The organism is Algiphilus aromaticivorans DG1253, assembly GCF_000733765.1.
GTDB lineage: Bacteria > Pseudomonadota > Gammaproteobacteria > Nevskiales > Nevskiaceae > Algiphilus > Algiphilus aromaticivorans.
In genome coordinates, this window is the sequence record NZ_JPOG01000001.1 from 3257055 (window position 1) to 3282580 (window position 25526).

A 25526-nucleotide genomic window follows, 5' to 3' on the forward strand; every position below is an offset into this window, starting at 1 on the left:
CCGACCGCCCACGGGCCCGGCCGCAGCCCTATAGCCGGTCAATAACTAAAAAACGGCCGGCCCCCGAACCGCGGGACCGGCCGCCACACCGTTACTCTTTGAGTTGCAGCCTCGAAAGCGCGTGCCTCGAGGTCAGTAGGACAGGCTGATGCTCACCATGCCGGTCAGGAAGTCGTCTTCCGGATTGCCGATAACGGCGTCGTCGGTCATGTAGTAGGTGGTGGCGAGACCGAGGCCCCAGTCGCCGTAGGCCGGCGGAACGAAGGCCATCGGGATGGAGGCGGAGAGCCCCAGCGAGGAATAGCCGTAGCCGCCCTCGTCCGGGTTGTAATAGCCGTCCGAGAAGAAGGCGACGCTGGCCGGCACCGAGAAAGACACCGAGCCGACATCGAAGCCGGGGCCCACGGAGAAGACGTAGGCCTCCCCTTCCTCGGCACCCGACTCGCTGCCGATGCGCATATGCACGGTCAGACCCGGGTTGAGGGCGAAGTCGCCGCCCCACATGCCCGAGTCATCCAGCCCGGCGCTCAGGTCGAGAATGCGCTCGGCGGTGACGCCGCCATAGTTCCATTCCTGGTAGGTCGCACCGAAGGATGCGATGCCGGCGGCGTAGCCGACTCCGATATAGGTATCGATTTCCTGAATGTTGCCGCCCACCGTGGCCGGGCCGTCGGAATTGTCGTTGACGTCGCCCCAGACGCCGAAATTCACGGAGAAGCCCTTAGGAAGGGCCAAGCCGATATCGAAATAAACGAAATTGGTCGACTCCGAACCGAAGAAATCACTGCCGCCGCCCCAGACGTCGGCGCCATAGGAAACGAAGTGCGAGGCGTAATCAACGCCGAAGGACCCGCTCACAGCACTGCCGGCATCGTCGGCGAAGGCCGGGCTGGCTGCTCCCCACACCAGCGTGCCCGCAAGCACGGGATAGATGACCTGTCTCATTTGCTTCATGGTTTCTCCCTAGAGAAGTTCGGATGAAATACGCGCCCAACGGGTCCCCTTGTTGCATTCCGTCGCATCCCCACAAGCCGGCGGAACGGCTGGAATGCTTATGGCTCGAATCATCAGGGAAGGCGCCGGGCCAAAGACATACGTCAAATGACGTAACTTCCGACGGCCGTCGTATTCGATTTTCCGCCCGACATCAGGCCCTTAGGTGATGCGCCAGCCACCCGGCCTGCGCGGCGGCATCGCGCACCACGACCAGCATCGCCGGCGACTGTCGGTGGCAGCCGCGCACAAGCGACGTTCCTGGCCCGAGCGGCCCCGTCCACAGGAAAAGGCGGGCGTCAGGTGCTGCCAATCTTCCCGGTAGTACCGGTGCGCGCGGCCGTCGGCAGATTCCCCACCGGGCACTGCTCGGTACCTGTCGCCTCTCGAGTGATGCGCTGGACGCGGGTACGCGCCGCCACCGGATCGTTAACCCAATCACGATAGAACTCGAAGGGACAGTTCGCCACGCCCTGGTCGCCATCACCGCCGGTATAGCCGCGATGCAGGAGCTTGAAGAGGTGATTCTGCGACTGGTCGTGGGCACGGGCATCGCGAATGGCGCTCACCGAGAGCTGCGCGTACTGGATACCCATCTCCTCTTCACCGCACTCGCCGAGGGTACGGCCGTCAAAGCCGATGATGGCGGAATGCCCGAAGTAGGAATAGACGCCGTCGAAGCCGGCGGCGTTGGCGACGGCGACATAGCAGTTGTTGGACCACGCCATACACTTCGACATCATCACCTGCTGCTCCTTGGCCGGATACATGTAGCCTTGGCAGCGGATGATGAGCTCGGCACCCTTCATTGCGCGGTCGCGCCAGATCTCGGGATAGTTGCCGTCGTCGCAGATGATGAGGCTGATCTTCAAGCCCTTCGGGCCATTGCAGGCGTAGGTGGCATCGCCCGGGTACCAACCCTCGATTGGGCACCACGGGATGCACTTGCGATACTTCTGGACGATCTCGCCCTGGTTATTGATGAGGATGAGCGTGTTGTAGGGGGCCTTTTCGGGATGCCCCTCGTGACGTTCGCCGGTGATGGAGAACACACCCCAGGTATCCGCCTCGCGGCAGGCCGCCGCGAATACCTCGGTCTCGTCGCCGGGGATCGGTGCGGCCGTGGCCATCATCTCGTCACGGTCGTACATGATCCCCATCGTCGAGTACTCGGGAAAGACGACGAGATCCATGCCGGGCAGTCCGACCTTCATGCCCTTGACCATCTCGGCGATGCCGCGGGCGTTGTCCAGCACATCCTGTCGCGTATGCAGCCGCGGCATCTTGTAGTTGACGACGGCTACACCGACGGTATCGGCGCTGCTCGAGATATCTCCGTGTCGCATGATCGTGCTCCCTTGACAGGCCACCCGCTCTTCGGGGGCGAGGCCTTCAGTGACTGATCACCCAGGAATGCCTGGCAGCGCGCGCCTCGCGCTCCGTGCCCCCTGCCGGCCGCTTTTGATGAGCCGCTGCAGCATTGGCAACCCGCCGGATGACGGCTGCGATAGCTCTGCACGCTTTCCGGCTGATGCGCGCTGCGTTCATTGCTCGCGTGCGCGACGCGCGTTGCTCTGGGCATCGTGGCCAGTCTCGGCACGGTGGCGATGGCGCGCTGCCGGCCGGCGAGGCCCTACCGGCCTTCGAGGCCGCCATCGTCTGGCTGGGCGCACGACTGCCGGAGGCGGCGCCGCCGCGGCTAGTGCACGGCGACTTTCGCAACGGCAACTTCCTCGTCGGTCCCGAGGCCGGCCTCACCGGCGTGCTCGACTGGGAGCTGGCGCACCGTGGCGACCCGGCCGAGGATATCGGCTGGCTGTGCATGCGCTCCTGGCGCTTCGGCGCCGACGCGCGGCTGCGCTTCTGGGAGGGCCGTGGCTGCGCTCAAGTGGGGCGTGATCTGCCAGTCCTTCGCCTGGCAGCATCTGCGCGGCGAGGCCCCGGGCCTGGAGCCTGCCCTGATCGGCCGGCGCGTCTCCGAGGTCGAGCTGCATCTGCTGGACCTCATGGAAGGCCGGGAGGCCGCATGAGTGGCAATCGCCCTACCGACGCCGAGCTGGCCCGTGCGGCGCGCAATGAGCTTGCCGCCTTGGGCGAGGACAGCGCCAATACCGCCTATCGCCTGCGTCTGGTCGCCGGGGCCCTGAGCATCGTCGAACGCGCGCTGGCCGAGGGGGCCGAGGCCGCGGAAAGCGAGCGCGCCGCGCTGAGCGCCCTGCCGCTGGCGAGCGAGGAGGATCTCGCGATCCTCCGCTCTCGGCTCTGCGCAGCGCTGCCCGAAGGCCAACTCAGCCCCGAAGATCCCGCCGTGCTGGCCGCCTTGCGCGCCTGCGCCGGAGCGCATCTGCGCGTCGACAACCCGGAGCTAAGGGCACTACCGAAGGTCAGCGAATAGGGGCACAGCGTGGTTCGTGGAGTAACGCAGACTCTCTAGCTGCTTTCGCGATGTCGTGAAGCAACGAGACAGAACCATACGTGCTCCATCAAGGGCACCGAAGCGGGCGGTATCACGACAGGAAGCTCGCGTCGGCGCTCGCGCCCGACTCAGCGCATAGCGGGCAGGGGCCAAGGGTCTTACTCTGTGAACGCAGCTTGGGATTTCCGAGATGGTCTCAAGCCCCTTCCGGGTCGGATTACCGGCTGCACAACAAGAGAATGGGCCGCCGGATCGCCGGGAGACAGATGGCAGGGGAGCAGATAGCACACGGCGATTCCAAGGCCCACTCTGGCCGGAGGCGGACCTGGCGATGTCTGGGCATGGTTGGCGCGGCCCTGCTCTTGGCGGTCACCGCTTTCTGGGTCTATCACCAATACAAGCCGCTGCCCCAGGGCCTGGATGCGGCGACACCGCTTCGGCCCGCGGTCAATCTTCGCTTCCTGAGCGACGAGACCTGGCAAACCGACGGCGGCGACCGGCGCATGGAGCAGGCCATCTTCGATGAAGCGCTCCGCCTGATCGCTCAGGCGGAGCGCTTGGTAGTGATGGACATGTTCCTGTTCAACGATTTCGCCGGCGCCGGAAGCGATGACCATCGGCCGATTTCCAGCGAACTTACCCGGGCCCTGATCGCGCGGCGGCGGGCCGTCCCCGGCCTGCAGGCCATGGTCATCACCGACCCCTTCAACACGGTCTACGGAAGCCTTCTGCCCGAGCATCTGTCCGCGCTTGAAGCGGCCGGCGTGCGGGTCGTCATGACACGGCTGCCCCGCCTGCGGGACCCGAATCCCTTGTGGTCGAGTATCTGGCGACTCTGTTGCCAGTGGCTGGGCAACGACCGGGACAGCGGCTGGCTGCCCAATCCCTTCGGGGAGAAACCCGTCACCCTGCGGAGTTACCTGCGGCTGCTGAATTTCAAGGCCAATCACCGCAAGACCCTGGTCGTGGATGAGGGCGATACCTGGACCGGGCTGGTGACATCGGCCAACCCGCACGATGCAAGCAGCGCCCACAGCAATGTCGCGCTTCGATTCAGCGGTGCGGCGGCACTGGATCTGCTCGCGACCGAAGGGGCAGTGGCCCGAATGTCGGGAGCAGGCTTGCCGAAGATGCCGGAACCGGGAGCATCCGATGCTGTAGATGGACCGGCCATCCAGGTCCTCACCGAGGCAGCGATTCGCCGGGCGTCCTTGTCGCTGCTGCGCGAAAGCCGCCCGGGCGCGCGCGTTGACATGGCAATGTTCTACCTGTCCCATCGGGGCATCGTGGATGGCCTGAAGGAGGCACACGAACGCGGTGTCGTGCTCCGCGTTCTGCTGGATCCCAACCGGGATGCCTTCGGCCGGACCAAGCAGGGGATTCCGAATCGCCAGGTGGGGCTGGAACTGCACCGGGCCGGGATTCCGGTTCGCTGGTGCCATACCGCTGGCGAGCAGTGTCACAGCAAGCTGCTGATGCATACCGACGCAGCGGGCGAGGTGGAGCTGATACTCGGTTCCGCCAATTTCACGCGCCGCAATCTGGACAACTACAACCTGGAAAGCGATGTGCGCTTGCTGGCGACTACCGGCCACCCCGCCATCCGACAGGCAAAGGCATTCTTCGAACGCGCCTGGCGCAACGAACCCGAGGGCCGCTCATACAGCCTGCCCTACGAAGCCTTTGCGGACGATAGCCGCTTGCGCTACTGGCAATACCGGGTCATGGAAGCAAGCGGGCTTTCCACCTTCTAGGCGAGTCCGGTCATCGACCCGGCGATTCCAGCAGCTGCACGCTCGACGACCAGGCTGCGACTGACAACAGGCCATGCCGCGCCGCCCCACCGGCGATCGCCATGCGCCCATTCCACACCGCGCCATCGGCCCCGTGGACATACAGCGGCGGCGCCGGGCCCTCCTCCCAGCGCGGACGCTCGGCGGAAGGATCGAGCACCCAGTGCCGCCGCTCGATACCACCGCCGAGCAGATCGGGCGCCTCGCCCCCGACGATATGGATGCGCCCGTCGACGACGGCCTCCGCCGCGCCGCTGGTGGGTTCGGGCAGCGCCGGACCCGGTTCCCACTTGTCCGCGCCCGGATCGTAGATATCGACGCGCGCCATCGACTCCGGGCTGCGACCGCCGATGGCCCAGATGCGATCATCGACCACCACCAAGGACAGATGATTGCGCGGCCCCGGCAACGGCGCGGCCTCGGCCCAGCCCTCGTGGTCCGGGCGGTACACCCAGGTCCGCGCCGAAGGCCCCTGCCCGCCGATGACGTAGAGACGATCGTCGAGCGCCACCATGCGATGCCCCAGCCGCGGCTCCGGCAGCGATGGCATGGCCTCCCAGCCATCGGCACCGGGACGCCAGCGCCAGACTTCGCGTCGCGGCGTCCAGGGGCGCGCATCCAGCGCGCCCGAGCCGCCGGAGAGCACGACCGCGCCCTCGTAAGCGGCCGCCGCGGCGTGATGGCGCGTGCCGGGCAGCCGTGGCCCCGCCTGCCAGCGCCCATCGGGGGCGTCGAGCAGCAGCACGCGATCGACCACCTGGCCGAAGCCGCGAATTCCGGAGAGCACCACCAGATCCTCGCCGCCGTCGTCGCGCTCCAGCGCCACCGTCGCCAGCTCGCCGAAGGCCTCCGGCATGGGCGGGCCCAGCGCCCATCCGGCACGATCCGCCGGCTGCGGCGGGAAGAACAGCAGCCAGCCGAGGCCGAGCGCCACGGCCAGCAGCAGGATCAGGATGATGCGCTTGAGCATTCCGAGCATGTCGGCGTCCGGCGAGATTGCGTTCCCGATCTTGGCAAAGCGCGCCGCGCTCAGCTAGCCGGGTCCTGGATGCGCGCAAAAGGCGCCTCGGCTTCCAGCGCGAAGGCCAGCTCCAGCAGCCGTCGCTCCTGACCATGGCCCGCGGCCAGCTGCGCGCCAATGGGCAAGCCCTCCGGGGACAGACCAGCGGGCAGCGCGATGGCGGGGCTGCCGTTGGCGTTGTTGATGGGCGTGAAGGAAACTGTCTCCTGCAGCGCCGGAAACAGCGCCTCGAAGCCGCGCGCCGGGCTCAGCTCGCCCAGCCGCGGCGGCACGCGCGCCAGCACCGGCGACAGGCCGACGTCATAGCGCGCGGCAATCTTCTGCCAGTGGCGCGCGCTTGCGCGCAGCCGCGCGATGACCAGCGGGATGCGCAGCATGCGCTTGCGGAAACGCCGCTCCAGTCCGCGCGTCAGCGCGTCGACCCTGCTCGCATCGAAGTGCGGGTGAAGGCTGCGGTGGCCGAGACGAGTCACCAGAAAGGCGAGGAAGGCCCAGTAATCGCTGAAGTCCTCCACGAAGCGCGGCCCGGCCGGCACGGGCATCGGCTCGACGCTGTGCCCCAGCTTCTCCAGGCGATGGGCCATGCGCTCCACGGCCGCGCGGGTGGCGGCGTCGGTGGCCGTGCCCGTCACCGAGTCGAGCACCAGGCCGATGCGCAGCCTGTCGCGACCGGGCCCCTCCACCAGCCCGACTTCGGGTAGCTTCGGATTGCGCCGGTACGCCTCCGCGCCGGCGAGAAAGGCGGCCGAGTCGCGCACACTGCGCGTCACGACGCCGTCGCAGACGATGTCGACAGGCAGCTGGCGGCCGGTGGCGTTGGGCACGACGCGGCCACGCGTCGGCTTGAGACCGACGAGCCCGCAGCAGGCCGCCGGAATGCGGATGGAGCCGCCGCCGTCATTGGCATGCGCGATGGGTACCGCACCGGCCGCCACCAGCGCCGCCGAGCCGCCCGAGGAGCCACCCGGCGTATGTTCGGGCTGCCAGGGGTTGCGCACCGGCGGCGCGGTCTCGAACTCGGTGCTGCCGTTGAAGCCGAACTCCGGCAGGCGACTTTTGCCGAGCAGCGTGAAGCCCAGCGAACGGTACTGGCGCGTGAACTCGGCGTCGTCGTTCACCGGCGTCGCCGGCACGGCCTCGCTGCCATGGCGTGTCGGCAGGCCGGCGACATCGGTATTGTCCTTGACCAAGCTGGGCACGCCGGAGAGCGGACCCGGCGTGCGACCGGCCGCGGCCAGCCCGCGCTCGAAATCGGAGCAGGCCATCGCCGACAGCTTGTCGTCCACAGCCTCGATGCGGGCAATGGCCGCGCGCGCGGCCTCCTCGGCACCGATCGCGCCGGCGCGGATGGCGTCGGCCAGTCCGACGGCGTCGAGCTCGCCGAGCACATCGTCGGAAGAAAAGGCGTGAATGCGCGTTAGCTGCATCGAGGTCCCCTGTCTGTCCATTGCGGAAGCGCGATGACCGCACCAGTGACGGGCATACTGCCCGGATGGCGCAACATCTGCCGGGCAGCGAGCCGATTCCCTTCATCACCCTGCCCAACTGGGTCAAGGCGGCGGGGCAGTGCGGCTTCAATATCGAGCCGATCTTCGCCGAGCTCGGCATCACGACGGATCTGCTGCATCTGGAAACCGCCACCATCGAGCGGCAGCACCTGGAGCAACTCATGCGGCGCTGCGTCGCGGCCTCGCGCGAGCAGCACTTCCCCTTCGTGCTGGGCGAGACCTTCGCCTTCGACTATCTGCCCGATCTGGAGGCCTTTCTCACTACCAGCCCCAGCCTGCGCGAGGCCGCAGGCGTCTTCGACTGGGTGCGCGAGCTGATCAACCCCATGCTCGATGTCGTACTGCGCGAGGAGGAGGACACGGCCCGGCTGCTGCTGCGCTTCGACGAGGCCGGCGCCGACAGCGCCTCGCGCGCCTGGTTCGTCGAGACCACCTTCGCCACCGTGCAGAAGTTCACGCGCTCGCTGCTCGGCGACGCGCTGCCGCTGGGCCGGCTCGACTTCCGCCACGCGCCACCGCCGCACGCCGGGCGCTACGAGGCCTTCTTTCGCATGCCGGTGGCCTTCGCGCAGCCGGAGGACGCCCTGCGCTTTCCGCGACGGCTGCTCGACGTGCCGCTGCCCGGCGGCTACCCGGCGCTGCACGAGCAAGCGCGCCAGCGCATCGAGCGCCGCTTGCGCGCGCTGCCGCGCAACCCGGGGCTGGTGGCGGCCATCGAGCGGGCGCTGCTGCACCGGCCGGCGCTCTTCGGACTGGGCATGGAGGCCACCGCCGAAGAACTGGGCATGCACCCGCGCACGCTGCAGCGGCGCCTGCGCGCCAAAGGCACGCGCTTTGCCGAACTTCAGGCCGAAGCCCGCCAACGCCTGGCACGGCAGTATCTGGCCGACGAGACGCTGGACATCGATCGCATCAGCGAGCTGCTCGGCTATTCCGACCGGCGCAGCTTCACGCGCGCCTTCCAGCGCTGGACCGGCCTGACACCCAGCGCCTTTCGCGCCCGGAACAGCGGTGAGGACCTGCCCCCGATGTCGTGAAATGTTCCCCGGCGTCGTGGCCGGTCCTAGCCGGCAGCGCAGCGCAGCCTCAGGATCGGGGCATCGCAATGGAGACCGCTGACATGAGCCAGCAGAAAGAACAACGCATCGTCCCGCGCAAGGGTCCCGATTTCGACCTGGACGGCGACATTCCGAAGTACTGGTTCGGCGGCGACGCCTTCAAGAGCCGTTTCTTCGACGCCATGTCGCTGCTCTTCCCCGAGGGCGAGAAATTCTTCATCAGCTGCGTGCGCGACTACCGCGACGCCATCGACGACCCGGAGCTGGAAGCACAGGTCAAGGACTTCATCTATCAGGAAGGCCAGCACGGTCACGTCCACACGCAGTTCAACAACCGCCTGAAGGCGCAGGGCATCGCCGTCGACCACATCCTGGAGCAGCAGAAGAAGCTGATGTTCGGCTTCTTCCGCAAGCGCTTCTCGCGCCGCTTCACGCTCGGCCAGACCGCCGCCGCCGAACACATGACGGCCTTGATGGCGCACGGCTTCTTCGGTACCGACATGTTCACCGACGCCGACCCGCGCATCCGCGGCATGTACGCCTGGCACGCCGTAGAGGAGATCGAGCACAAGGCGGTGGCCTTCGATGTCTTCCAGAAGGTGGCCCGGGGCGGCTACTTCACGCGCGCCATCACGATGATGCTGGTCTCCTTCAGCTTCCCCTTCCACGTCTTCGCGATCATGCGCCACATGTTCAAGGTGGACGGCCTCGAGAATCGGTGGCGCGTCTGGGCCAAGGGGCTGTGGTGGCTCTACGGCCCCGGCGGGCTGTATCCGCGCATGCTGGGCAGCTACCTGGCCTACTACAAGCCCGGCTTCCACCCCTGGAAGCACGGCGAAATGGCCACCTACGAGAAGTGGAACGCGCACTTCGAGCACAGCGGTGACGCCATCGCCGCGGCCGATGCCGTGATGGCCGCCAATCAGGAGCGCGCCGCGGCCTGAAGCCCGCTTGCCGGCGCCACCGCCTGGTGGCGCCGGTATCAGCTCGACCGGTCCTGATAGGCGGGGTCGTGCTCGTGCTCCGGGTCGATGGAATCGGCCTCGTCGGCAGCGAATAGGCCTTCCAGCTCGTCGGCAATCTCCTTGTCGCTAGGGCTGCGGCTTCCCTGCTCCTGGTGGATGGCGTAGTGCTTGTGCAGCTCTTCCTCGTCGTGACGCCGGAAATGCGCCATGGCCTCGGCGGCTTCGTCGGCCGCCCAGCCGAAACGCTGCAGCAGGCTCTCGCCCATGTCGAGCGAGCCGGCCAGCGTCTCGCGACTGATGACCTGGCATTCCAGATCCATCAGCCGCCAGGCGTGCTGGCGGTTGAGCGCGCGCGCATAGACCGGAACCTGCGGGAAATGGCGGCGAATATGCTCGACCGTGCGCATCGAGGCCTCGACATCGTCGAGGGCGATGATGATGGCCTCGGCGTGCTCGGCGCCGGCGGCGCGCAGCAGCTCGACGCGCGCCGGATCGCCGTAGTAGATGCGATGCCCGTAGCGGCGGATGAAGTCGACCTGCACCGGATTGGCATCCAGCGCCGTGAAGGGGACGTGCGCGCTGTGCAGGATGCGCCCGACGGTCTGGCCGAAACGGCCGAATCCGCAGATCAGCACGCGCGGCGCCTCCGCATCGTCGACCCGGTCGTAAGGCCGCGCCTCCGGTGGCGCTGCCTCCAGCCAGCGGTCCAGAAGCAGGCGGTTGCCGAGAATGGTCAGCGGCGTGGCGGCCATGGTGAGCGTGACCACGGCCACCAGCACGTCGGCCGTGGGCGTGGCCAGCACGCCGTAGGCTGCGGCAGTGGAGAAGAGTACGAAGGCCAGCTCGCCGCCCTGCGGCATAACCGCCGACAGCGCCCGCGCCGAGTGATCGGCCATGCCGGTCGCGCGCGCCACGCTGTAGATGATCAGCAGCTTGGCCAGCAATACCGCGGCGGTCAGGCCCAGCACCAGCCCGGGGGTCTCCGCCAGCAGGCCGAGATCGGCCGACATGCCGACGGCGATGAAGAACAGCCCCAGCAGCAGCCCCTTGAAGGGCTCGATAGCAACGTGGATCTCGTGCCGGTACTCCGAGTCGGCCAGCAGCACGCCGGCGAGAAAGGCACCCAGCGCCATGGGCAGGCCGGTCCATTCGACCAGCAGGGAGACACCGAGCACGACCAGCAGGGCCGTCGCCGTGAAGGTCTCGCGCTCGCCAACGCGTGCCACCGTGCGGAAGACCGGGCGCAGCAGGAAATGGCCGCCGACGACGATGACCACCAGTACGCCCGCGGTCTGAAGCGCCGCCAACGCGAGGCCGGCGGGCTGCAGCCCAGGCTCGCCGCCGGCCAGCAGCGGAATGGCCGCGAGCAAGGGCAGCAGAGCCAGATACTTGAAGAGCAGCATGGCGAAGGCACCGCGGCCGTGCGCGGTGGGTAGCTCGTTGCGTTCGGCCAGGGCCTGCATGGCGAAGGCCGTCGATGAGAAAGCCAGCCCCGGCCCGACGATCAGCGCCGCCTGCCAGGACAGCCCGAAGGCGCCCCAGGCCAGCAGCGCGAAGGGCAGCGCGCAGGCCGTGACCCCGAGCAGACCGAGCCCGAAGATGCTGTGCCGCATGACCCAGAGCCGCCGCGGCGCCAGCTCCAGCCCGACCAGGAAGAGCAGCAGCACGACGCCGATCTTGGACAGCTGCAGGATGCTATCGACGTCGGTGATCAGGCCCAGCGCCGAGGGACCGATGAGCACGCCGGCGGCGAGATAGCCGAGCACGGCCCCCAGCCCAAGCAGCCGGAAGAGCGGCACGGCCACCACGGCGGCCGCCAGGAAGATCGTGATTTCCAGCACGCGGCTTAGCGCCCGGCCGGGGCGAGTCCGGACAGCACCGCCAGTACGGTGTCGCGCGTGGCCTCCGGCGCGATGACCGCGTCCAGCTCCAGATGTGCGGCCATCTCGGTGGCGCGGCCGCGCTCGTAGGCCTGCGCCAGCAGCTCGTCGAAACGCTGCTGCCTCTGCTGCACGTCGGCGATGGCCTCCAGCTCCTTGCGATAACCGAGCTTGACGGCACCCTCCAGGCCCATGCCGCCGAACTCGCCAGCCGGCCAGGCCGCGACATAGGCCGGCCGCGAGAAGCTGCCGCCGGCCAGCGCCATCGCGCCCAGACCGTAGCCGCGGCGCAGGAAGATCGCGACCCAGGGCACCGGCGCCTGCGCGCCCTCGGCGAAGAGCCGCGCCATGCGGCGCACGGCGCCTTCGTCCTCGCTGTCCGGCCCGACCATGAAGCCGGGCGTATCCACCAGCGAGACGACGGGCAGGCCGGAGCGACCACAGAGGGCAATGAAATCGGCGGCCTTGTCGGCCGCCTCGGCGTCGATGGCCCCGCCCAGATGCCGGCAGTCGCTGGCGAGCACGCCGACGGGCCGGCCGCCGAGGCGCGCCAGCGCCGTGACCACGGCGCGGCCGTAGCCGGCACGCAGCTCCAGCAGATCCGCGCGGTCGAAGAGCCGCTCCAGAATCCGGCGGACCTCGTAGGCATAGCGCCGGTCGCTCGGCAACAGCCCGCCGATACCCGTCTGCTCGTGGGCCTCGCCGCGACCGGGCTGGCCGCAAAGCAAACCCAGCGCCTGGCGCGCGCGCTGCGTCGCTTCGGCTTCGTCCTCGGCGACGATATCGAGGACGCCGTTGGTCGCCTGCGTTTCGACCGGGCCGATCTCGGTCGGCGCCACCCGGCCCAGGCCGCCGCCCTCGATCATGGCCGGGCCCGCCATGCCGATCCAGGAGCGGCGCGTGGCAATGGTGATGTCGGCGGCGCCGAAGAGCGCCGCGTTACCGGCGAAGCAGTAGCCGTTGGCGACGGCGATGCGCGGCACGACGCCGCGCAGACCGGCCCAGGCACCGAAGGTGGACAGATCCAGCCCTGCCACCTGGGTGACGACATCGGTATCCCCCGGCCGTCCACCACCGCCCTCGGCGTACATCACCACGGGCAGCGCCTCGGCCCGCGCCAGCGCGAAGAGGCGATCCAGCTTGTGGTGATGGAAATAGCCCTGGGTTCCGGCGAGCACGCTGTAATCGTTGACGACCACCGCCGCCGGCATGCCGAGAATGCGCGCGCGGCCGGTGATGACGCCGTCGGCGGCCGTGTCGCGGCGCAGGCTGTCGGCATCGCGCCGGCCGCGCTGCGCCGCCACGGCGAGCTGGCCGTACTCGACAAAGCTGTCCGGATCGACAAGATCGGCAAGATTCTCGCGCGCCGTGCGGTAGCCCGAAGCATGGCGCTTCTCCGACTGCTCGGCACGGGCAGCGTCGCCGGTGGCTTCGAGCCGCGACTGCAACTGCGCCAGCGCCGGATCAGCAGCGGCGCCTTCCGCGTCCGCTCCCGCACCCTCAGAGGCCGCGGCCTCCTCCGCGACCGGGCCCAGCCGAAGCAGCACCTGATCCTGCGCCAGCGTGTCACCTTCCTCGGCCAGCCACTCCAGCACGCGACCGGCTGCCGGCGCGGCCACCGGAATCTGCATCTTCATGGACTCCAGCACCGCCAGCGTCTCGCCGGCGGCCACCGTCGCGCCCGCGGCCACCCGGCGCTGCAGCAGCACGGCAGCGGTAGGCGCGGCGACGCTCAAGGCATTGTCGGAGACAGACATCGGCGGTGGGAGCTGGCGGGACAGTGCGCAGCCTAGCAAGGGGCGCCGGCGCGCGAGCGTAAAGGCGCCGCCCGCGGTAGGCTGCCGCTGTATCTCTCAGCACATCCTCCATGCCCTCGCTTCGTTGTCTGCTCGCCACCCTGCTGCTCGCCGGCTGCGCCGCCGGCCCCGCCACCTCTAACGCCCCACCGGACCGCGAGGCCGCCTTCAGCGAGTGGCTGGAAGACTTCGCCGCCGAAGCCCGCCAGGCGGGTGTCACGGCCGAGGTCGTGGACAAGGCTTTCGGCGAAGCGCGTTATCTGCCTGATGTCATCGAGCGCGATCGTCATCAGCCCGAGTTCACGCGCGCGATCTGGGACTACCTCGATTCCGCCGTCTCCAAGACGCGGGCGGAAACCGGCCGCCAGATGCTGGCGGAGCACGCCGAGGCCATCGATGCCGCCGACAAGCGTTACGGCGTGCCCGGCAAAGTGCTGGTCGCCATCTGGGGCATCGAGAGCAACTTCGGCCGCAACTTCGGCGACACCGCGACTATCGACGCTCTGGCCACGCTGGCCTTCGAGGGCCGTCGCCAGAGCTTCGCGGAGCGCGAGCTGCTCGCAGCTCTGAAAATTCTGGCGGACGGCGATATCGCCCGTCAGAAGATGCGCGGCTCCTGGGCCGGCGCCATGGGTCACACCCAGTTCCTGCCCACCAGTTTCCGCGCCTATGCCGTGGATGCCGATGGCGACACGCGGCGCGACATCTGGGGCAGCATCCCGGACGTCATGGCCTCGACCGCGAACTATCTGGCGGAGGCCGGTTGGCGCAGCGACGAAGGATGGGGCGTAGAGCTGCGCCTGCCCGAAGACTTCGATTACCGCGATGCCGACCGCGGCGAACGCCGCGACAGCGCGCAGTGGCAGGAAGCCGGACTGCGCACAGCCGCGGGCGGCACGCTGCCGGCCATGGAGAACGCTCGGGTACTGCTGCCGGCCGGGGCCGAGGGCCCCGCCTTCCTGGTCGGAAAGAACTTCGATGCCATCCTGCGCTACAACAACGCCACCAGTTACGCCCTGGCCGTGGGCTTGCTCGCCGACCGCATCGACGGTGGCGACGGCATCGGAGATCCGTGGCCGCGCGAGCAGGAAGCACTGAGCCGCGACGAGATCGAGACCATGCAGCGCCTTCTCAATGCCCGCGGCTTCGACGTTGGCAAGCCGGACGGCCTCGCCGGGCCTCGAACGCGCAGCGGCCTGCGCGAGTTCCAGGCATCCATCGGTGCCGTGCCCGATGCCTTCCCCACGCAAGAGCTGCTGGACACCCTGCAGAAAACGGATCGAGCAACCGAGAGCAAGCCATGAACACCATCGCCAATCGCATTCTCTTCTGTCTCGCGCTGGCCTCCGCGCCGACGCTGCACGCCGCCGACGACCAAGCGCCGCTCACCGCCGAGGTACTGGCGCAGTGCGCCGAGCAGGTGAAGACGCTGCGCAGCGAGGCCGAGCGCCTCAATGCGCAGGCCGCCGAGCAAGCCGAGCGACGCGAGCGCTTGGAAGCGCAGCGTCAGAAGCTGCGAGAAAACAGTGAGAGCCGCAAGCGCTACAACGAGGCCGCGCGCGCCTTCAACGACAAGGTCGCCGCCTTCCAGGAGGAGCTCGCCGAGATCAACGCGCTGAAGACGCGCTACGCGGAGAACTGCGCGAGCCGCGACTATCGCCGGGAAGATCTCGACGCACTGCCGCAGGCGCAGCGGGAAGCGATGCGTCGTGGCTTATCCGGCGTGCGTGTTCCCTACGACCCCCGCACCGCGACCGACGGCGACTAGGAAAACGTTCTACACGTCGCGACTGACGGCAGGTGGGGTGCGCCACCGGAGCGCGGGAAGCACAATGTCTGCGGTAGTCCATGCGGGTTATCAGGCACGTCCATGTGCCTGACCCCTTCAAGCTAAGGCGCCGTTTCGTTTCGGACGAAACAGCTCAAGCACCGCCGGCGGTCAATCTGCCGAGCACGGCGGTTTTACAGAGCCCGCCCTAGCCGACCGTTGCCGTGCTACCGACTCCGAGCAGCATGTAGATCATCATGCTGACCACCCAGCCGATGAGGACAACCACCACGGCGCGCCAGGTCGCCGTGTAGTCCAGCGCCGAACGCACCGCGATAACCACGGCCACGATCTGCCAGATGCCGGAGGCCAGCACGATGAAGGGGCCGATCACCGGGATGAACCCGAAGATGCGCAGCAGGCCCGGCGTCTGCGCGAAGCCGGTGGTGCGCGCGACCTGACCCCAGTCCGCCTCTGTGCTCGGCTCGGCCAGCAGTTTGGTGCCGATGAGCCAGATCAGGCCGGCCCAGACGGCCCAGCCCAAAACGGCGGCGACGATGCCGAGCAGCATGCCGGAGAAGCCGACGTAGCCCAGCGAACCGAGCCCGGTGGCAACTGCCACCAGCACAACCACGCCCAGCGCCTGGACCGTGGCGTCGCTGTCCTTTTCGACTTCCTCATAGGTAGCGACATCCAGCTTCGCCGCTCCCAGCATGCGCTGCATGATGTTCTGCATGAGCCCCTCACTATTTCAAGTGTTGAGACCCATCCTGCGGCAGGCGCGCGGCGACGTCCAGCCGCCGCGCATCCGAAAAACTCAATCGGCGCAGCTTTCCGAGCCCGGATAGCGTTCGTCGTCCGCCACGACGACATCGTTGATCCACTGCCGGAGCAGCGCGTGTGCTTCGCTGTGGACGACGCTGCGCGCGATGGGCGGCATCTGCGCCGCCGGCGTATCGGCCTCGGGGCCATTGCGGTAGGCGAGGATGGAGCCATCGGCATCGCCGGGCTTGACGTCCACCGTGCGACCGCCGCTGCCCTCGGTGCCGGCAGCGGTCGGCCCCTTGCAGATACCGTAGCTCTGGTCGACCTGCCGGAAGACATCGAGGTAGTAGCCGGTGTTCGCTGCGAAGCCGCGCGGGTTGTGGCAATGCTGGCAGTTGACCTCCAGCCATGCGCGCGTGCGCGCCTCGATGTCGGCATCCGAGCCGGCCGGGTGGCCGGCGTCGCCCGGGATGTTGAAGCGCGGCACGTGCTCCAGATTGGTGGCGACCTGCGAGATCGGATCGACGCCCAGATCATCCGGACAACCAGTCATGAGATCGTTGTCGCACATCCAGGCGATCTGGTTGTTGCCGGCGATAGGATGACGACCCTGATCGGTGACCACCATCGACTCGGAGCGGTAGGCGCGGTTGAGATTGCGCACCTTCGGACCGATGGGCGGCGAACCCGCCTCCAGGTCGTTGTTGGCATGGCAGCTCAGGCACTGGTTGGCAGTCGGGACGCTGTAGTTGTCGGTGCTACCGCTGTGGCGCACCCCGCTCTCGACATTCTCGTAGTCCCATTCGACCGCGATGCCCTCGCGCCCGCTCATCTGCAGGGTGGCCACGCGCCCGCCGTTGCCGTCGCTTTCCCAGACGTAGGGAATACCGTCCCAGCGCAGCGTGCCCTCACTCGATTCGCGCTTGATGATCAGCCGCGTCTCGATGTGCTCCTCGCTGGCGTCGGCCACGAAGGAGAAGGTCTTGGCGATGATCGTGCCCACCGGGAAGACGATGCTGCCCGTCGGCTGATCGGCGCCTGGCGCCTTGTAGGTCGCACGCGTGCCCGGCGGCATGTAGGCGACGCGGTACTTCACCGCGTAGTCCGAGAACAGCTTGGTGTTCAGCACGAAGGGGAAGCCGCGACCATTGGGCTCGCTGGTGGGGTCTTCCGGATCCGCGAAGAGGTTGTAGTGATCCAGACGCGGGCAGTTCACCGGCGCGGCATCGAAATTCACTTCGCCCGCGGACACGTCGGCCTCGCAGAGGGTGGCGACCTGCTCCGGCGACGGCGCCGGATCGAAATCACCGCTGGGCTCGAAGGGCGGAATGACCACCGGCTCGATGGGCTCCAGCGTTTCGCCGAAGCGCGCCTCGCAGTCGTGCACACTCATGTCGAGATCGGCCGCCAGCTGCGGCACGCCGGTCAGAATGGCCTGCAGCGTGGTCGGGTCGAGCAGCGTACCGAGCGGGTTCTCGTCGAGCAGCGCCAGCGCCGCTTCCAGGCCGCGCAGGCCGTGGAAGTTGGTGTAGGTCAGGCTGTCGTCGGAGAAGGTATTGCTGTCGTCGATGCAGGAGGGGAAGAAGATCGGCACCTTGCGCGGATTGTCTTCCTGGCTGGTGTCGAACTTGTAGGCGTTGTAGTGGCACTCCGGATTCGGGTCGGAGTCGGTGTGCCGCGGCTTGCCGGGGAAGTTCTCTTCCTCGGGCACCGGATCGCCGTTGGCATCGACCGGGTAGGGACAGTCCGGATCGTACTCGTCGAACAGGCCGTCAAAGACGATATGCCCGCCGCGCACGCCTAGCGTGCCGTCCACCGGACATTCGCCCGGCGTCGTCAGGCAGCCCAGAGCCGTCTTCACACCCACCAGCGTCGGTAGCAGGCGTGCGACATCCCCGTCCGCGAGATCATTGGTCGTCGGTCGCGGCAGGCCATTGCCGTTGTTCTTGAAGCTGTTGCGGTAGACCCGCAAGCCCTCGGTGTAGAAGTCGATCTTACGGTCGGTCGGCCGGCCGGCGCCTTCCGGGAAGAGCTCGTAGCTGACGTGGAGGATGCCGCCGGTGTTGTTGTCCTCGAAGACGTTGTCGTAGACGTCGATGCGGTCGTAGGCCAGCGTGATCATGCCGCTGCCCGGAGGCACGTTGGCGACGAAGCCACCCGCGGCGAAATTGTAGGTGTTGTTCATGCGCGCGACGTTGTTGCGCATGATCGTGCGCTCGCCGTACTGCGTGAGATTGTCGAGATCGTAGATCAGGAAGCCGCCGGTGTTGCACTCGGCCAGGTTGCCGCTGTACTCGCCGTGACGAACGTTCTCGATCTCAAAGCCGAAGACGTTGTAGACCGCGCGGCTGTCGCGAATGATCGCGGTCGAGGTCTGACCGACGTAGATGCCGGCATCGGAGGCGCCAATGGACTCCGATTCCTCTACGAGAATGTTCTGCGACTTCACCGGGTAGATGCCATAACGGCCCGCCTTCTCGCTCGGCGTGTAGTCCGGCGAGGTCGTATCGCCACCCAGATTGTTCTCGGGCGCACGCGGATCCTGCGTCGGCGGGTCGGTACAGGCGACGTTCATCGGCGTGTCCTCGCCCTGGTAATTCTCGGCGCTGAGTGGGGTCTCAGACTGCGCGCCACCACCGGAAGACCAGAAGGTGCGGACATTGCGCAGCGTGCCGTGATCGACGCTGCGCAGCTCGATGCCGTTGCCGGCTGGGTCGGCGACGGTCAGATCCTTGATGGTGATGCCGCGCGCGCTGTTGATCAGGATGCCCTCGACGCCGCTGCTGTTGCGGAAGGACAGCACCGTCTCGTCCGGGCCGCAACCGCTGATGGTCACCGCCTCGGTGTGGGTCAGGAGCAGGGTCTGATCAATGGCGAAGAAGCCGCAGTCGAAGCGGATGGTGTCGCCGGGCCGGGCGCTGATGAAGGCCTCCACCGCATCGAAGGTGGCGCGGTCACCGGGCTCGATGAGGAATTCCCGGCCCTCGGCGGCAGGCGGCTGCGGCGAGCCGTCGCCCGACCCGCTGCCGACACTTTCGCTGCTGCCCCCGCAGGCGGCCAACAACGCCGCACCCAAAACGATCACCCCGAACTTCCGCCACGTCTGCATTGCTTTTCCCCTGGCCGGCTGCTTGCGCCGTGCCTCGTAATCGGTCTAGAGATCAAGATAGCAACGCTTGGGGGTCCGCGATAGCAGGCGCGTGTCGCAATTTCTCAGTAGGCGACGGTACTCAGCGCCCGCCAACCGTGCCAAACTGATCAGCGATGCGCATCCACTGTGCCGAGGAAACGATGATCAAGCGTGCTCCCCACCTTCTCGCAGCCATGCTGGCATCCGGCCTCGCCGGATGCATGACCACCGACGCGACGACCCTGCCTTTCGACCTGGCCTCCACCTCCGGCGACGCAGCCAGCTCGGCCAGCAGCTCGACGGAAGGCGACGACGAAACCGCCAGCCTGCGCACGCGTCACTACGTACGCACGCAGCTTGACTGGATCGAGCGCGAGGCCGCCGGCGGCGAAGGCGAACACATCGAGACCCTCGCGGTGCTTCTCGGCGAGGAGGACCCGGGCGCTTTCGCGAGTTGGGCCCAAGCCCACCACGGGCAGCTCTTCAGCGACTTGCGCGAGCCCGAGGAACTGATCGCACGCATCGACGCGACGCGCTGAACGCCGCCGCATCAGCCGGGCCGCGCCGGCGGCCCGGTGGCGAACACTTGATCTAACCGCCGATGGAACCTTTGGCGGGCTGCCTTCGTGTACGTGAAAGAGGACAACCTCATTCACTCACGGAGAGCATCCCATGCCGAAGATTTCCAGATTCCTGCTTCCCCTGCTCGCCGCGTCCGCTGTCGCGGCCTGCGGCAGCGGTTCCGACGGCCCCAGCGCCAATGACGGAGGCGGCGGCACCGAGAGCACCGTCAACCTGGCCGTCACTGACGCGCCGGTCGATTCGCTCGCCGAAGTCAACATCCAGTTCACCGGAGTCGTTTTCAACCCCGCTGGTAACGGCGAGGACGAGGAAGGCGGCTTCATCAGCTACGACTTCGACGAGCCGCGCACCTTCGACGTGCTGGCCCTGGCCGGGGGCGACACCGAGGGCCTGCTGATCGACGAGCCGATTCCCGCCGGCGACTACGAGTGGATTCGGCTCAAGGTCAACGCCGAGCGCGGCGTCATGGACTCCTTCGTCGTCGAGGACGATGGCGGTGAAGAATCGCTATTCATCCCGAGCGGCTCGCAGCGCGGGCTGCAGTTGAATGGCCCCTTCAGCGTCAATGCCAATCAGGGCGTCTTCTACGTAGTCGACTTCGATCTGCGCAAGTCCATCAACAACCCGCAGGGCTTTCCGGACTACCGCATGAACCCGGTTCTGCGTATCGTGGAAGTCGAGGAAGCCGGCAGCATCGGCGGCAGCATTGATCCGGCGCTGCTGATCGGCACCGATTGCGACGCCGACCCCGCCACGGGCGAGGGCGCAGCGGTATACGTCTACGAGGGCAATGACGCCACGCTGGGCAGCCTCGGCTCGGACAGCGAGCCGCTGACGGCGGCACGCGTGACACTCGACATCGAGACGGGCGACTTCGTCTACACGGCCGCCTTCCTGAATGCGGGCGAGTACACCGCCGCCTTCACCTGCCAGGCGGGCCGCGACGATCCGGCCACGCAGAATGACATCCGCTTCGACGATCAGACCAATGCCACCGTTGAGGCCGGCGTCGTCACGACGGTCGACTTCGAGGCCGAACTCGTGGAGAACGAAGGGGACGGCAGCACGCCGAACGCAGAATAGCCCTCCGCCGACGTCCCCCCGTCGGCCCATGGGCGGCGACCGATGGTCGCCGCCCTTTTTTGTTTCGGGGCTATAGCACCGACGCTTTCGCTACTGTCGACAGCGTCACCGCCCTCACAAGGGTGCGCACAGCGCCGATCGTGCTACGCCGCCTTCGCGGCTTGGGCCGACCTTATCCCCTTAGCCGGTGCATGCTCACGGCTGCTTGCGGGCACCGACCAGCACGTAGTGCTGGATGTAGCGCACACGCTCGTAATACGGGCGGAGCGCGTGCTGCAACGCTTCCAGCGTGAAATCACCATGCAGGTAAGCCTCGTGCGCATAACGCGTGATGTGCCGGTAATGATTCTTCCAGCAGGCTTCGGTGGCATCTTCCAGATGATCGATGACGAGACCTGCCTCTTCGAAGAGACGCCGGTACACGTCGAGGTCCGGCACATAATTGTCGGGAACACGGCGAGCATGCTCTCTCTCAGCCGAATCGTCGACGAGAATATCGCTCAGCACGAGATAGCCGCCCGGCTTCAGGACTCGGCAGGCCTCGCGCAGGAAACGCTCGCGTGTATTGAAGTGGAAGGCCGCCTCAACGCAGACCACCGCATCGAAAGACGCGTCGGGGAACTCCAGCTGAGTGGCATCCATCATCTGGAAGCGTGCACCCGGAACGATCTCCCGGCCGCGCGCCAACTGACGCTCGGAGATGTTGATGGCGTTGATATCCGCCTCGTCATAGTGGCGGGCAATGTAGCGCGTCGTCTCGCCCTTGCCACAGGCAACATCAAGGACCTGGCCCTTCTTGTCCGGGATGAAGCCCAGCAGTCGGGCCATCAGCGCATCGCACGCGGTCTTGGCATCCGCGGTTCCCGCCTCCCAGTAGCCGAAATTCGTGTACTCGCTGCCGGCGTAGTACTTCAGAAGCCGGGGGCCGAACATCGCCTCGTCGTAAAACGCGTTAACGCTCTCGGCGAGTTTGGCGGGGTTATCAGTCATCACGCACTCCGTGCCAGTGACAAAGCAATAGAAAGACCCATCCCGTGCAGAGGTACGCTTGCGCGAACCTCGGACGAGCTAAAGGGGAGTCTGTGCGGTTGGTATGCGGGCTGAAAGGGGGCCGCACCCCGAAGCAGCTGTACTATTCGTAGCACGTCGCGCGCACGGTCGCTACCGGCGCTCTGTCATCGCAGGCCGAAACACGCACGGCGAGGGATGGGCGATGGTCTCCCGCGCGGCGGGATGGCCCCTAAGCCAGGAGCGCTTTCAATTGCTCGGCGGTTGGCTCGATCACTTGCGGGAAAAGCTCATCCAGCGGCGTACCCTTGAAGTTCGGGAGATGCATGGCGTTCCAGTTGGCCCAGAGCGGCATGCCTTCCGGGCACTCCGCACCAGCTATGCCGATGGCCAGCAGCACATCTCGGTAGAAGCCGGGCGCGGCTGCTGCGTGCGCTTCGCGCCATTGCGCGGCATCCATGTAGCGGCGCTCAACCTTGCGGCCGAGCAGCTGCTCGCGCTTGTCCAGCAGCTCGTTCCAGCTCATATAGGCCGTGGCCGCCACCGGGCAGACCGCGTTGCGCGACAGCGGATGCGCCAGTACGTGCGGGATGATGCGGCCGACATCGGCGCCGGTGGACCAGGAAACCTTGCGTTCGCCATCACCGGGGATAAGCACCGGCTCGGCCATGTAGTACTCCGGCCAGAGACCGGCCGGAATGATGGTGTAGTCCATGCCCGCCAGCTCGATGACGCGCCGGATGAAGGCCTTCTGGCGCGCAATCATGCGGTGGGCGTGGGGCGAGGGCCAGAACTGCTCCCATTCGTAGATATAGCCGAACTCGGAGGGCACGAAGCGCTCCACGCCCGCTTCTGCCGCAGCGAAGATGAGCGGGTACTGCGATTCGGTGGCGAAGATCGGTACGCAGGAAACCAGATAATCCGTCCCCTCAAGCGCCGGAATCAGCTCGGCGTGACTGGTGACATCGGCTTCGCGGATCTCGGCGCCGCGTGCAGCCCAGGCATCCCAGATGCGCTGCTTCTCGTCCTGCTCGAGGGTTTGCCCGGAGGATGACTTCTCCTGCTGCCCCGGCTTGCGCTGCAGCACACGGACCTCGAAGTCCGGATGATCCAGTAGCTCGTTGACGCAGGCCTGCCCGGCCGTACCGGACGCCGCGAATACCGTAACGATCTTGCCCATGTACCCCTCCTTGCGTGCCTTCGGGTGGCTCCTGCGCTTCGCCGCGAAGACGCCGACGCGCGTGCGGACCGAAGCCACCCTTTCGTTGTGTAGTAGCTAGATTGTGGGGTGGGGGGCTTGCGATGGGCTCTACACCTTCGGGTAGGTTTGGGACGAAGCCGCGCTGCGCGGGCCCTGCTCTCGACGCATGTCGATAGCGGGCGATGGCTGGCGTCAGCTCTCGACAGGAACCTCTCGCAGCGAAGCCTCGCCCAGGCGCGCGAGCGGGCTACCCTGGAGCCAGCGGGGGAGCTGTCTGCGGAAGTCGTCGCTGCCGAGTACCTGCATGCTGCGCTGTCGCTCGGCCTCGGCGATAGTGCAGCGGCACAGCCAGACTTCGGTGAGTGCGCGCAGGCTGCTTAGCACGACGACGTCAACATCGTGGCCGGGATCCTCCATGCAGAGATCGGTTTCGCCGCCTTCCGAGACCAGCCACCAGTCACGATGGCCACCGGGTGCATCGCTGAAGCGCACCTGCACCACGACGCGATGCGGCGGGAAATGCGCCGGGTCGACACCGCGACGGATATCCCACATCAGCAGCCCGACGTCGAGATCGTCTTCCTGCAGCTGGCTGCCCACCCAGCGGTGGCCCCAGGTGCCCATCAGCTCGACCATCGGCCGCAGCTCGCGGCCGGCCTGCGTCAGCTCGTAGGCCCACGCCCCGTCGTTGTCGCGCACTTGCTGAACTACACCGGCGCTCGCGAGCTGGCCGAGCCTCCGCGACAGCAGCGTCGGCGACATCAGCGGCAGGCCGCGACGCAACTCGTTGAAGCGCCGGCTACCGGCCGACAGCTCGCGCACAAGGATCATCGTCCAGCGCTCGCAGAGCAGCTCGGCCGCCTTCGCCAGGGGACAGAACTGGCCGTACCCTTTTGCCATGTGCCTAGTCTAGGCGCCCGCATTCGGGCCACGCCAGTACAGCTTGTGTACTACCCGAGCGCCAATGACCTCCCTAGCCTCTTGCCCCGTACCCCTCGGGGTGCATCGTCCAATTCGCAAAGGAGGACACGATCATGAGCACGCTCTACGAACGCCTGGGAGGTGCCGACGGCATCGCCGCTCTGGTCGACGATATCGTCGAAGCCCATCTGCGCAATCCCGTCATCAAGGCGCGCTACATCCCCATGAGCGAGGATCCAGAGCGCCTCGCGCAAGGCAAGAAGCACCTGCGGGATTTCCTCAGCGCCGGTAGCGGAGGGCCGGAGCAGTACGGCGGCCGCAACATGCTCGATACGCATCGCGGCATGAATATCGACGCCGCCGAGTACATGGCCGCAGTCGACGACATCATGGGCACACTGGAAGCCCACGGCGTCGACGAACAATCGCGCAATGAGGTGCTCGCCATCACCTACTCGCTGAAGGACGAGATCGTGCACGTCTAGGCAGGCAACGCTTCCGGCAAGGGCCGGCAGTTGCCGGCCCTTGCCGCTTCAGCGCGCCGCTGCGCGCGTCTGCTTCCTCCGGCTTAGCCTAGAGCGATCGCCGCCCGTCCCGCGATCCACGGATGCACATAAATCAGCGCCACGGCGACGGCCAACCCGATCACGGCGCTGAGCACGGTCTTCGGCCAACCGACGCGGGCGAGCTTCTGCCGCGCACCGTCGCGCCGCTTGATGAAGATGACCTCCAGCACAGCCCAGGCCAGCATGCCGCCGAAGAGGATCAGCGAGCGCCACTCGCCATTGGCCAGCAGATGCGCCAGCGCCCAGAGCTTGACGCCGGCCAGCTGCGGGTGAGCGATCAGCTGCTTGATGTCGGTGGGTGCGCGGGCGCTGATGAAGAGCACCACTGCGATCGGCACCAGCAGCAGCGTCGCATGCCGCATGCCCATCGGCGGCACCCAGAGCGATGTCGGCGGCATCGCGCGCCAGCCGAAGATGATCACCAGCAGGGCAGCCACGATGCCCAGCGCGAAGAGCCCCTTGTAGGGCCACAGCCCGATGCGCTCGATGACGGCGGCACGGGCGTTGGGCGCAACCGCCGGGAATAGATGAATCCCGGCCCACAGCAGAACCCCGAGTGTCAGCAGCATGCTCTCCCCCTCATCTGGCCGCGGCAAAGGCGCCGGCACGATCCATCGAAGCCTAGCAGGCACTGGCCCCACCGCATAACCCGGCACCCCATCTATGGCTATGCTCCGCAACCCATTCTCGCGACGAGCCACACCATGGTGACGGTCTACGGCATCAAGAACTGCGACACGGTGAAGCGGGCGCGCAAGGCGCTGGATGCCGCAGGCATCGACTACCGCTTCCACGACTTCAAGACCGACGGCCTAGAAAGCGCCAAGGCACAGCAGTGGATCGACGCGCTCGGCCTCGACGCCGTGCTCAATCGCCGCGGCACGACCTGGCGCCGGCTCGACGAGACCTCCCGCGAGGGTGTCACCGCCGACAACGCCGCGGCCCTGCTCGCCAGCCAACCCTCGCTGGTCAAAAGGCCGGTGATCGAGTACCCCGGCGGGGTGCGCATCGGCTTTGCGCGAACCGACGAGACCACGATCCTGGCGGAGCTTCGCGGCGCTTCCTGAGACGC

The 25526-nt window shown here is 67.2% G+C and carries 23 protein-coding genes and 1 pseudogene; 12 read left to right on the top strand and 12 right to left on the bottom strand.

Annotated elements, in window-relative coordinates; translation table 11 throughout:
• Nucleotides 1–132 precede the first annotated feature (132 nt).
• Nucleotides 133–954, bottom strand: a complete 822-nt coding sequence (locus tag U743_RS15160; protein ID WP_043769376.1) for a hypothetical protein — start codon at nt 952–954, stop codon at nt 133–135.
• Nucleotides 955–1292: 338 nt separating this feature from the next.
• Entirely contained in the window at nt 1293–2339 is a 1047-nt protein-coding gene (locus U743_RS15165; RefSeq protein WP_043769377.1) for an aliphatic amidase, read from the bottom strand.
• Nucleotides 2340–2524: 185 nt separating this feature from the next.
• On the opposite strand from U743_RS15165, the pseudogene U743_RS19800 reads away from it, so the two are divergent.
• The 4 genes and pseudogenes from U743_RS19800 to U743_RS15180 all read left to right on the top strand — a co-directional run.
• A pseudogene (locus U743_RS19800) lies at nt 2525–2812 on the top strand (phosphotransferase); the annotation flags it as partial.
• 55 nt (nt 2813–2867) lie between these two features.
• Entirely contained in the window at nt 2868–3023 is a 156-nt protein-coding gene (locus U743_RS19550; protein ID WP_232226806.1) for a hypothetical protein, read from the top strand.
• Nucleotides 3020–3388, top strand: a complete 369-nt coding sequence (locus U743_RS19555) for a DUF6285 domain-containing protein (protein WP_052368257.1) — start codon at nt 3020–3022, stop codon at nt 3386–3388. The genes U743_RS19550 and U743_RS19555 overlap by 4 nt, the downstream gene beginning before the upstream one ends.
• A gap of 362 nt (nt 3389–3750) precedes the next feature.
• The gene (locus U743_RS15180) at nt 3751–5163 is read left to right on the top strand and encodes a phospholipase D family protein (protein WP_043769379.1); all 1413 of its coding nucleotides are present in this window, start codon (nt 3751–3753) and stop codon (nt 5161–5163) included.
• A gap of 10 nt (nt 5164–5173) precedes the next feature.
• Here U743_RS15180 and U743_RS15185 read toward each other — a convergent pair whose 3' ends face one another.
• Both U743_RS15185 and U743_RS15190 read right to left on the bottom strand, forming a co-directional pair.
• On the bottom strand, nt 5174–6181 hold the full coding sequence (locus U743_RS15185) for a Kelch repeat-containing protein (RefSeq protein WP_043769381.1): 1008 nt from the start codon (nt 6179–6181) through the stop codon (nt 5174–5176).
• Between the two features lie 50 nt (nt 6182–6231).
• Nucleotides 6232–7650, bottom strand: a complete 1419-nt coding sequence (locus U743_RS15190; protein WP_198022073.1) for an amidase — start codon at nt 7648–7650, stop codon at nt 6232–6234.
• A gap of 65 nt (nt 7651–7715) precedes the next feature.
• On the opposite strand from U743_RS15190, the gene U743_RS15195 reads away from it, so the two are divergent.
• On the top strand, nt 7716–8768 hold the full coding sequence (locus U743_RS15195) for an AraC family transcriptional regulator (protein WP_043769384.1): 1053 nt from the start codon (nt 7716–7718) through the stop codon (nt 8766–8768).
• A gap of 83 nt (nt 8769–8851) precedes the next feature.
• Nucleotides 8852–9733, top strand: a complete 882-nt coding sequence (locus U743_RS15200; RefSeq protein ID WP_043769386.1) for a metal-dependent hydrolase — start codon at nt 8852–8854, stop codon at nt 9731–9733.
• Between the two features lie 38 nt (nt 9734–9771).
• Here U743_RS15200 and U743_RS15205 read toward each other — a convergent pair whose 3' ends face one another.
• Together U743_RS15205 and U743_RS15210 are read right to left on the bottom strand one after the other, a co-directional pair.
• Nucleotides 9772–11595: a monovalent cation:proton antiporter-2 (CPA2) family protein gene (locus U743_RS15205; protein WP_043769389.1), complete on the bottom strand. Its 1824-nt coding sequence runs from the start codon at nt 11593–11595 to the stop codon at nt 9772–9774.
• Between the two features lie 5 nt (nt 11596–11600).
• Entirely contained in the window at nt 11601–13391 is a 1791-nt protein-coding gene (locus tag U743_RS15210; protein ID WP_043769391.1) for a carboxyl transferase domain-containing protein, read from the bottom strand.
• Nucleotides 13392–13501: 110 nt separating this feature from the next.
• Here U743_RS15210 and U743_RS15215 point away from each other — a divergent pair, with 110 nt between their 5' ends.
• Nucleotides 13502–14734, top strand: a complete 1233-nt coding sequence (locus U743_RS15215; RefSeq protein ID WP_084191595.1) for a lytic murein transglycosylase — start codon at nt 13502–13504, stop codon at nt 14732–14734.
• A complete protein-coding gene (locus U743_RS15220) occupies nt 14731–15198 on the top strand; it encodes a hypothetical protein (RefSeq protein WP_043769393.1) in 468 nt (155 codons plus the stop codon). The genes U743_RS15215 and U743_RS15220 overlap by 4 nt, the downstream gene beginning before the upstream one ends.
• A gap of 208 nt (nt 15199–15406) precedes the next feature.
• On the opposite strand, the gene U743_RS15225 is transcribed toward U743_RS15220, so the two are convergent.
• Nucleotides 15407–15934, bottom strand: a complete 528-nt coding sequence (locus U743_RS15225; protein ID WP_043769397.1) for a YIP1 family protein — start codon at nt 15932–15934, stop codon at nt 15407–15409.
• Nucleotides 15935–16015: 81 nt separating this feature from the next.
• On the bottom strand, nt 16016–19072 hold the full coding sequence (locus U743_RS15230; RefSeq protein WP_043769398.1) for a parallel beta-helix domain-containing protein: 3057 nt from the start codon (nt 19070–19072) through the stop codon (nt 16016–16018).
• A gap of 155 nt (nt 19073–19227) precedes the next feature.
• On the opposite strand from U743_RS15230, the gene U743_RS15235 reads away from it, so the two are divergent.
• Both U743_RS15235 and U743_RS15240 read left to right on the top strand, forming a co-directional pair.
• Complete coding sequence (locus tag U743_RS15235; protein ID WP_043769401.1) at nt 19228–19632, top strand: DUF3015 family protein; 405 nt, start codon at nt 19228–19230, stop codon at nt 19630–19632.
• 133 nt (nt 19633–19765) lie between these two features.
• Nucleotides 19766–20758, top strand: a complete 993-nt coding sequence (locus tag U743_RS15240; protein WP_052368258.1) for a DUF4382 domain-containing protein — start codon at nt 19766–19768, stop codon at nt 20756–20758.
• A 195-nt stretch (nt 20759–20953) separates the two neighbouring features.
• Here U743_RS15240 and U743_RS15245 read toward each other — a convergent pair whose 3' ends face one another.
• The 3 genes from U743_RS15245 to U743_RS15255 all read right to left on the bottom strand — a co-directional run bounded on the left by U743_RS15245 (nt 20954) and on the right by U743_RS15255 (nt 23867).
• Nucleotides 20954–21748 (bottom strand): class I SAM-dependent methyltransferase, encoded by a 795-nt coding sequence (locus U743_RS15245; protein ID WP_052368259.1) that lies wholly within the window; start codon nt 21746–21748, stop codon nt 20954–20956.
• Between the two features lie 250 nt (nt 21749–21998).
• Entirely contained in the window at nt 21999–22946 is a 948-nt protein-coding gene (locus tag U743_RS15250) for an NmrA family NAD(P)-binding protein (protein WP_043769403.1), read from the bottom strand.
• Between the two features lie 213 nt (nt 22947–23159).
• Nucleotides 23160–23867, bottom strand: coding sequence for a winged helix-turn-helix transcriptional regulator (locus tag U743_RS15255; RefSeq protein ID WP_043769406.1), 708 nt, complete (start codon nt 23865–23867; stop codon nt 23160–23162).
• 134 nt (nt 23868–24001) lie between these two features.
• On the opposite strand from U743_RS15255, the gene U743_RS15260 reads away from it, so the two are divergent.
• Nucleotides 24002–24373 carry a group I truncated hemoglobin gene (locus tag U743_RS15260; RefSeq protein ID WP_043769409.1) on the top strand — a complete coding sequence of 124 codons (372 nt, stop codon included), beginning with the start codon at nt 24002–24004 and terminating at the stop codon, nt 24371–24373.
• A gap of 83 nt (nt 24374–24456) precedes the next feature.
• On the opposite strand, the gene U743_RS15265 is transcribed toward U743_RS15260, so the two are convergent.
• Nucleotides 24457–25023, bottom strand: a complete 567-nt coding sequence (locus tag U743_RS15265) for an NnrU family protein (RefSeq protein WP_043769411.1) — start codon at nt 25021–25023, stop codon at nt 24457–24459.
• 135 nt (nt 25024–25158) lie between these two features.
• On the opposite strand from U743_RS15265, the gene U743_RS15270 reads away from it, so the two are divergent.
• Nucleotides 25159–25521: an ArsC family reductase gene (locus tag U743_RS15270; protein WP_043769413.1), complete on the top strand. Its 363-nt coding sequence runs from the start codon at nt 25159–25161 to the stop codon at nt 25519–25521.
• Nucleotides 25522–25526 lie beyond the last annotated feature (5 nt).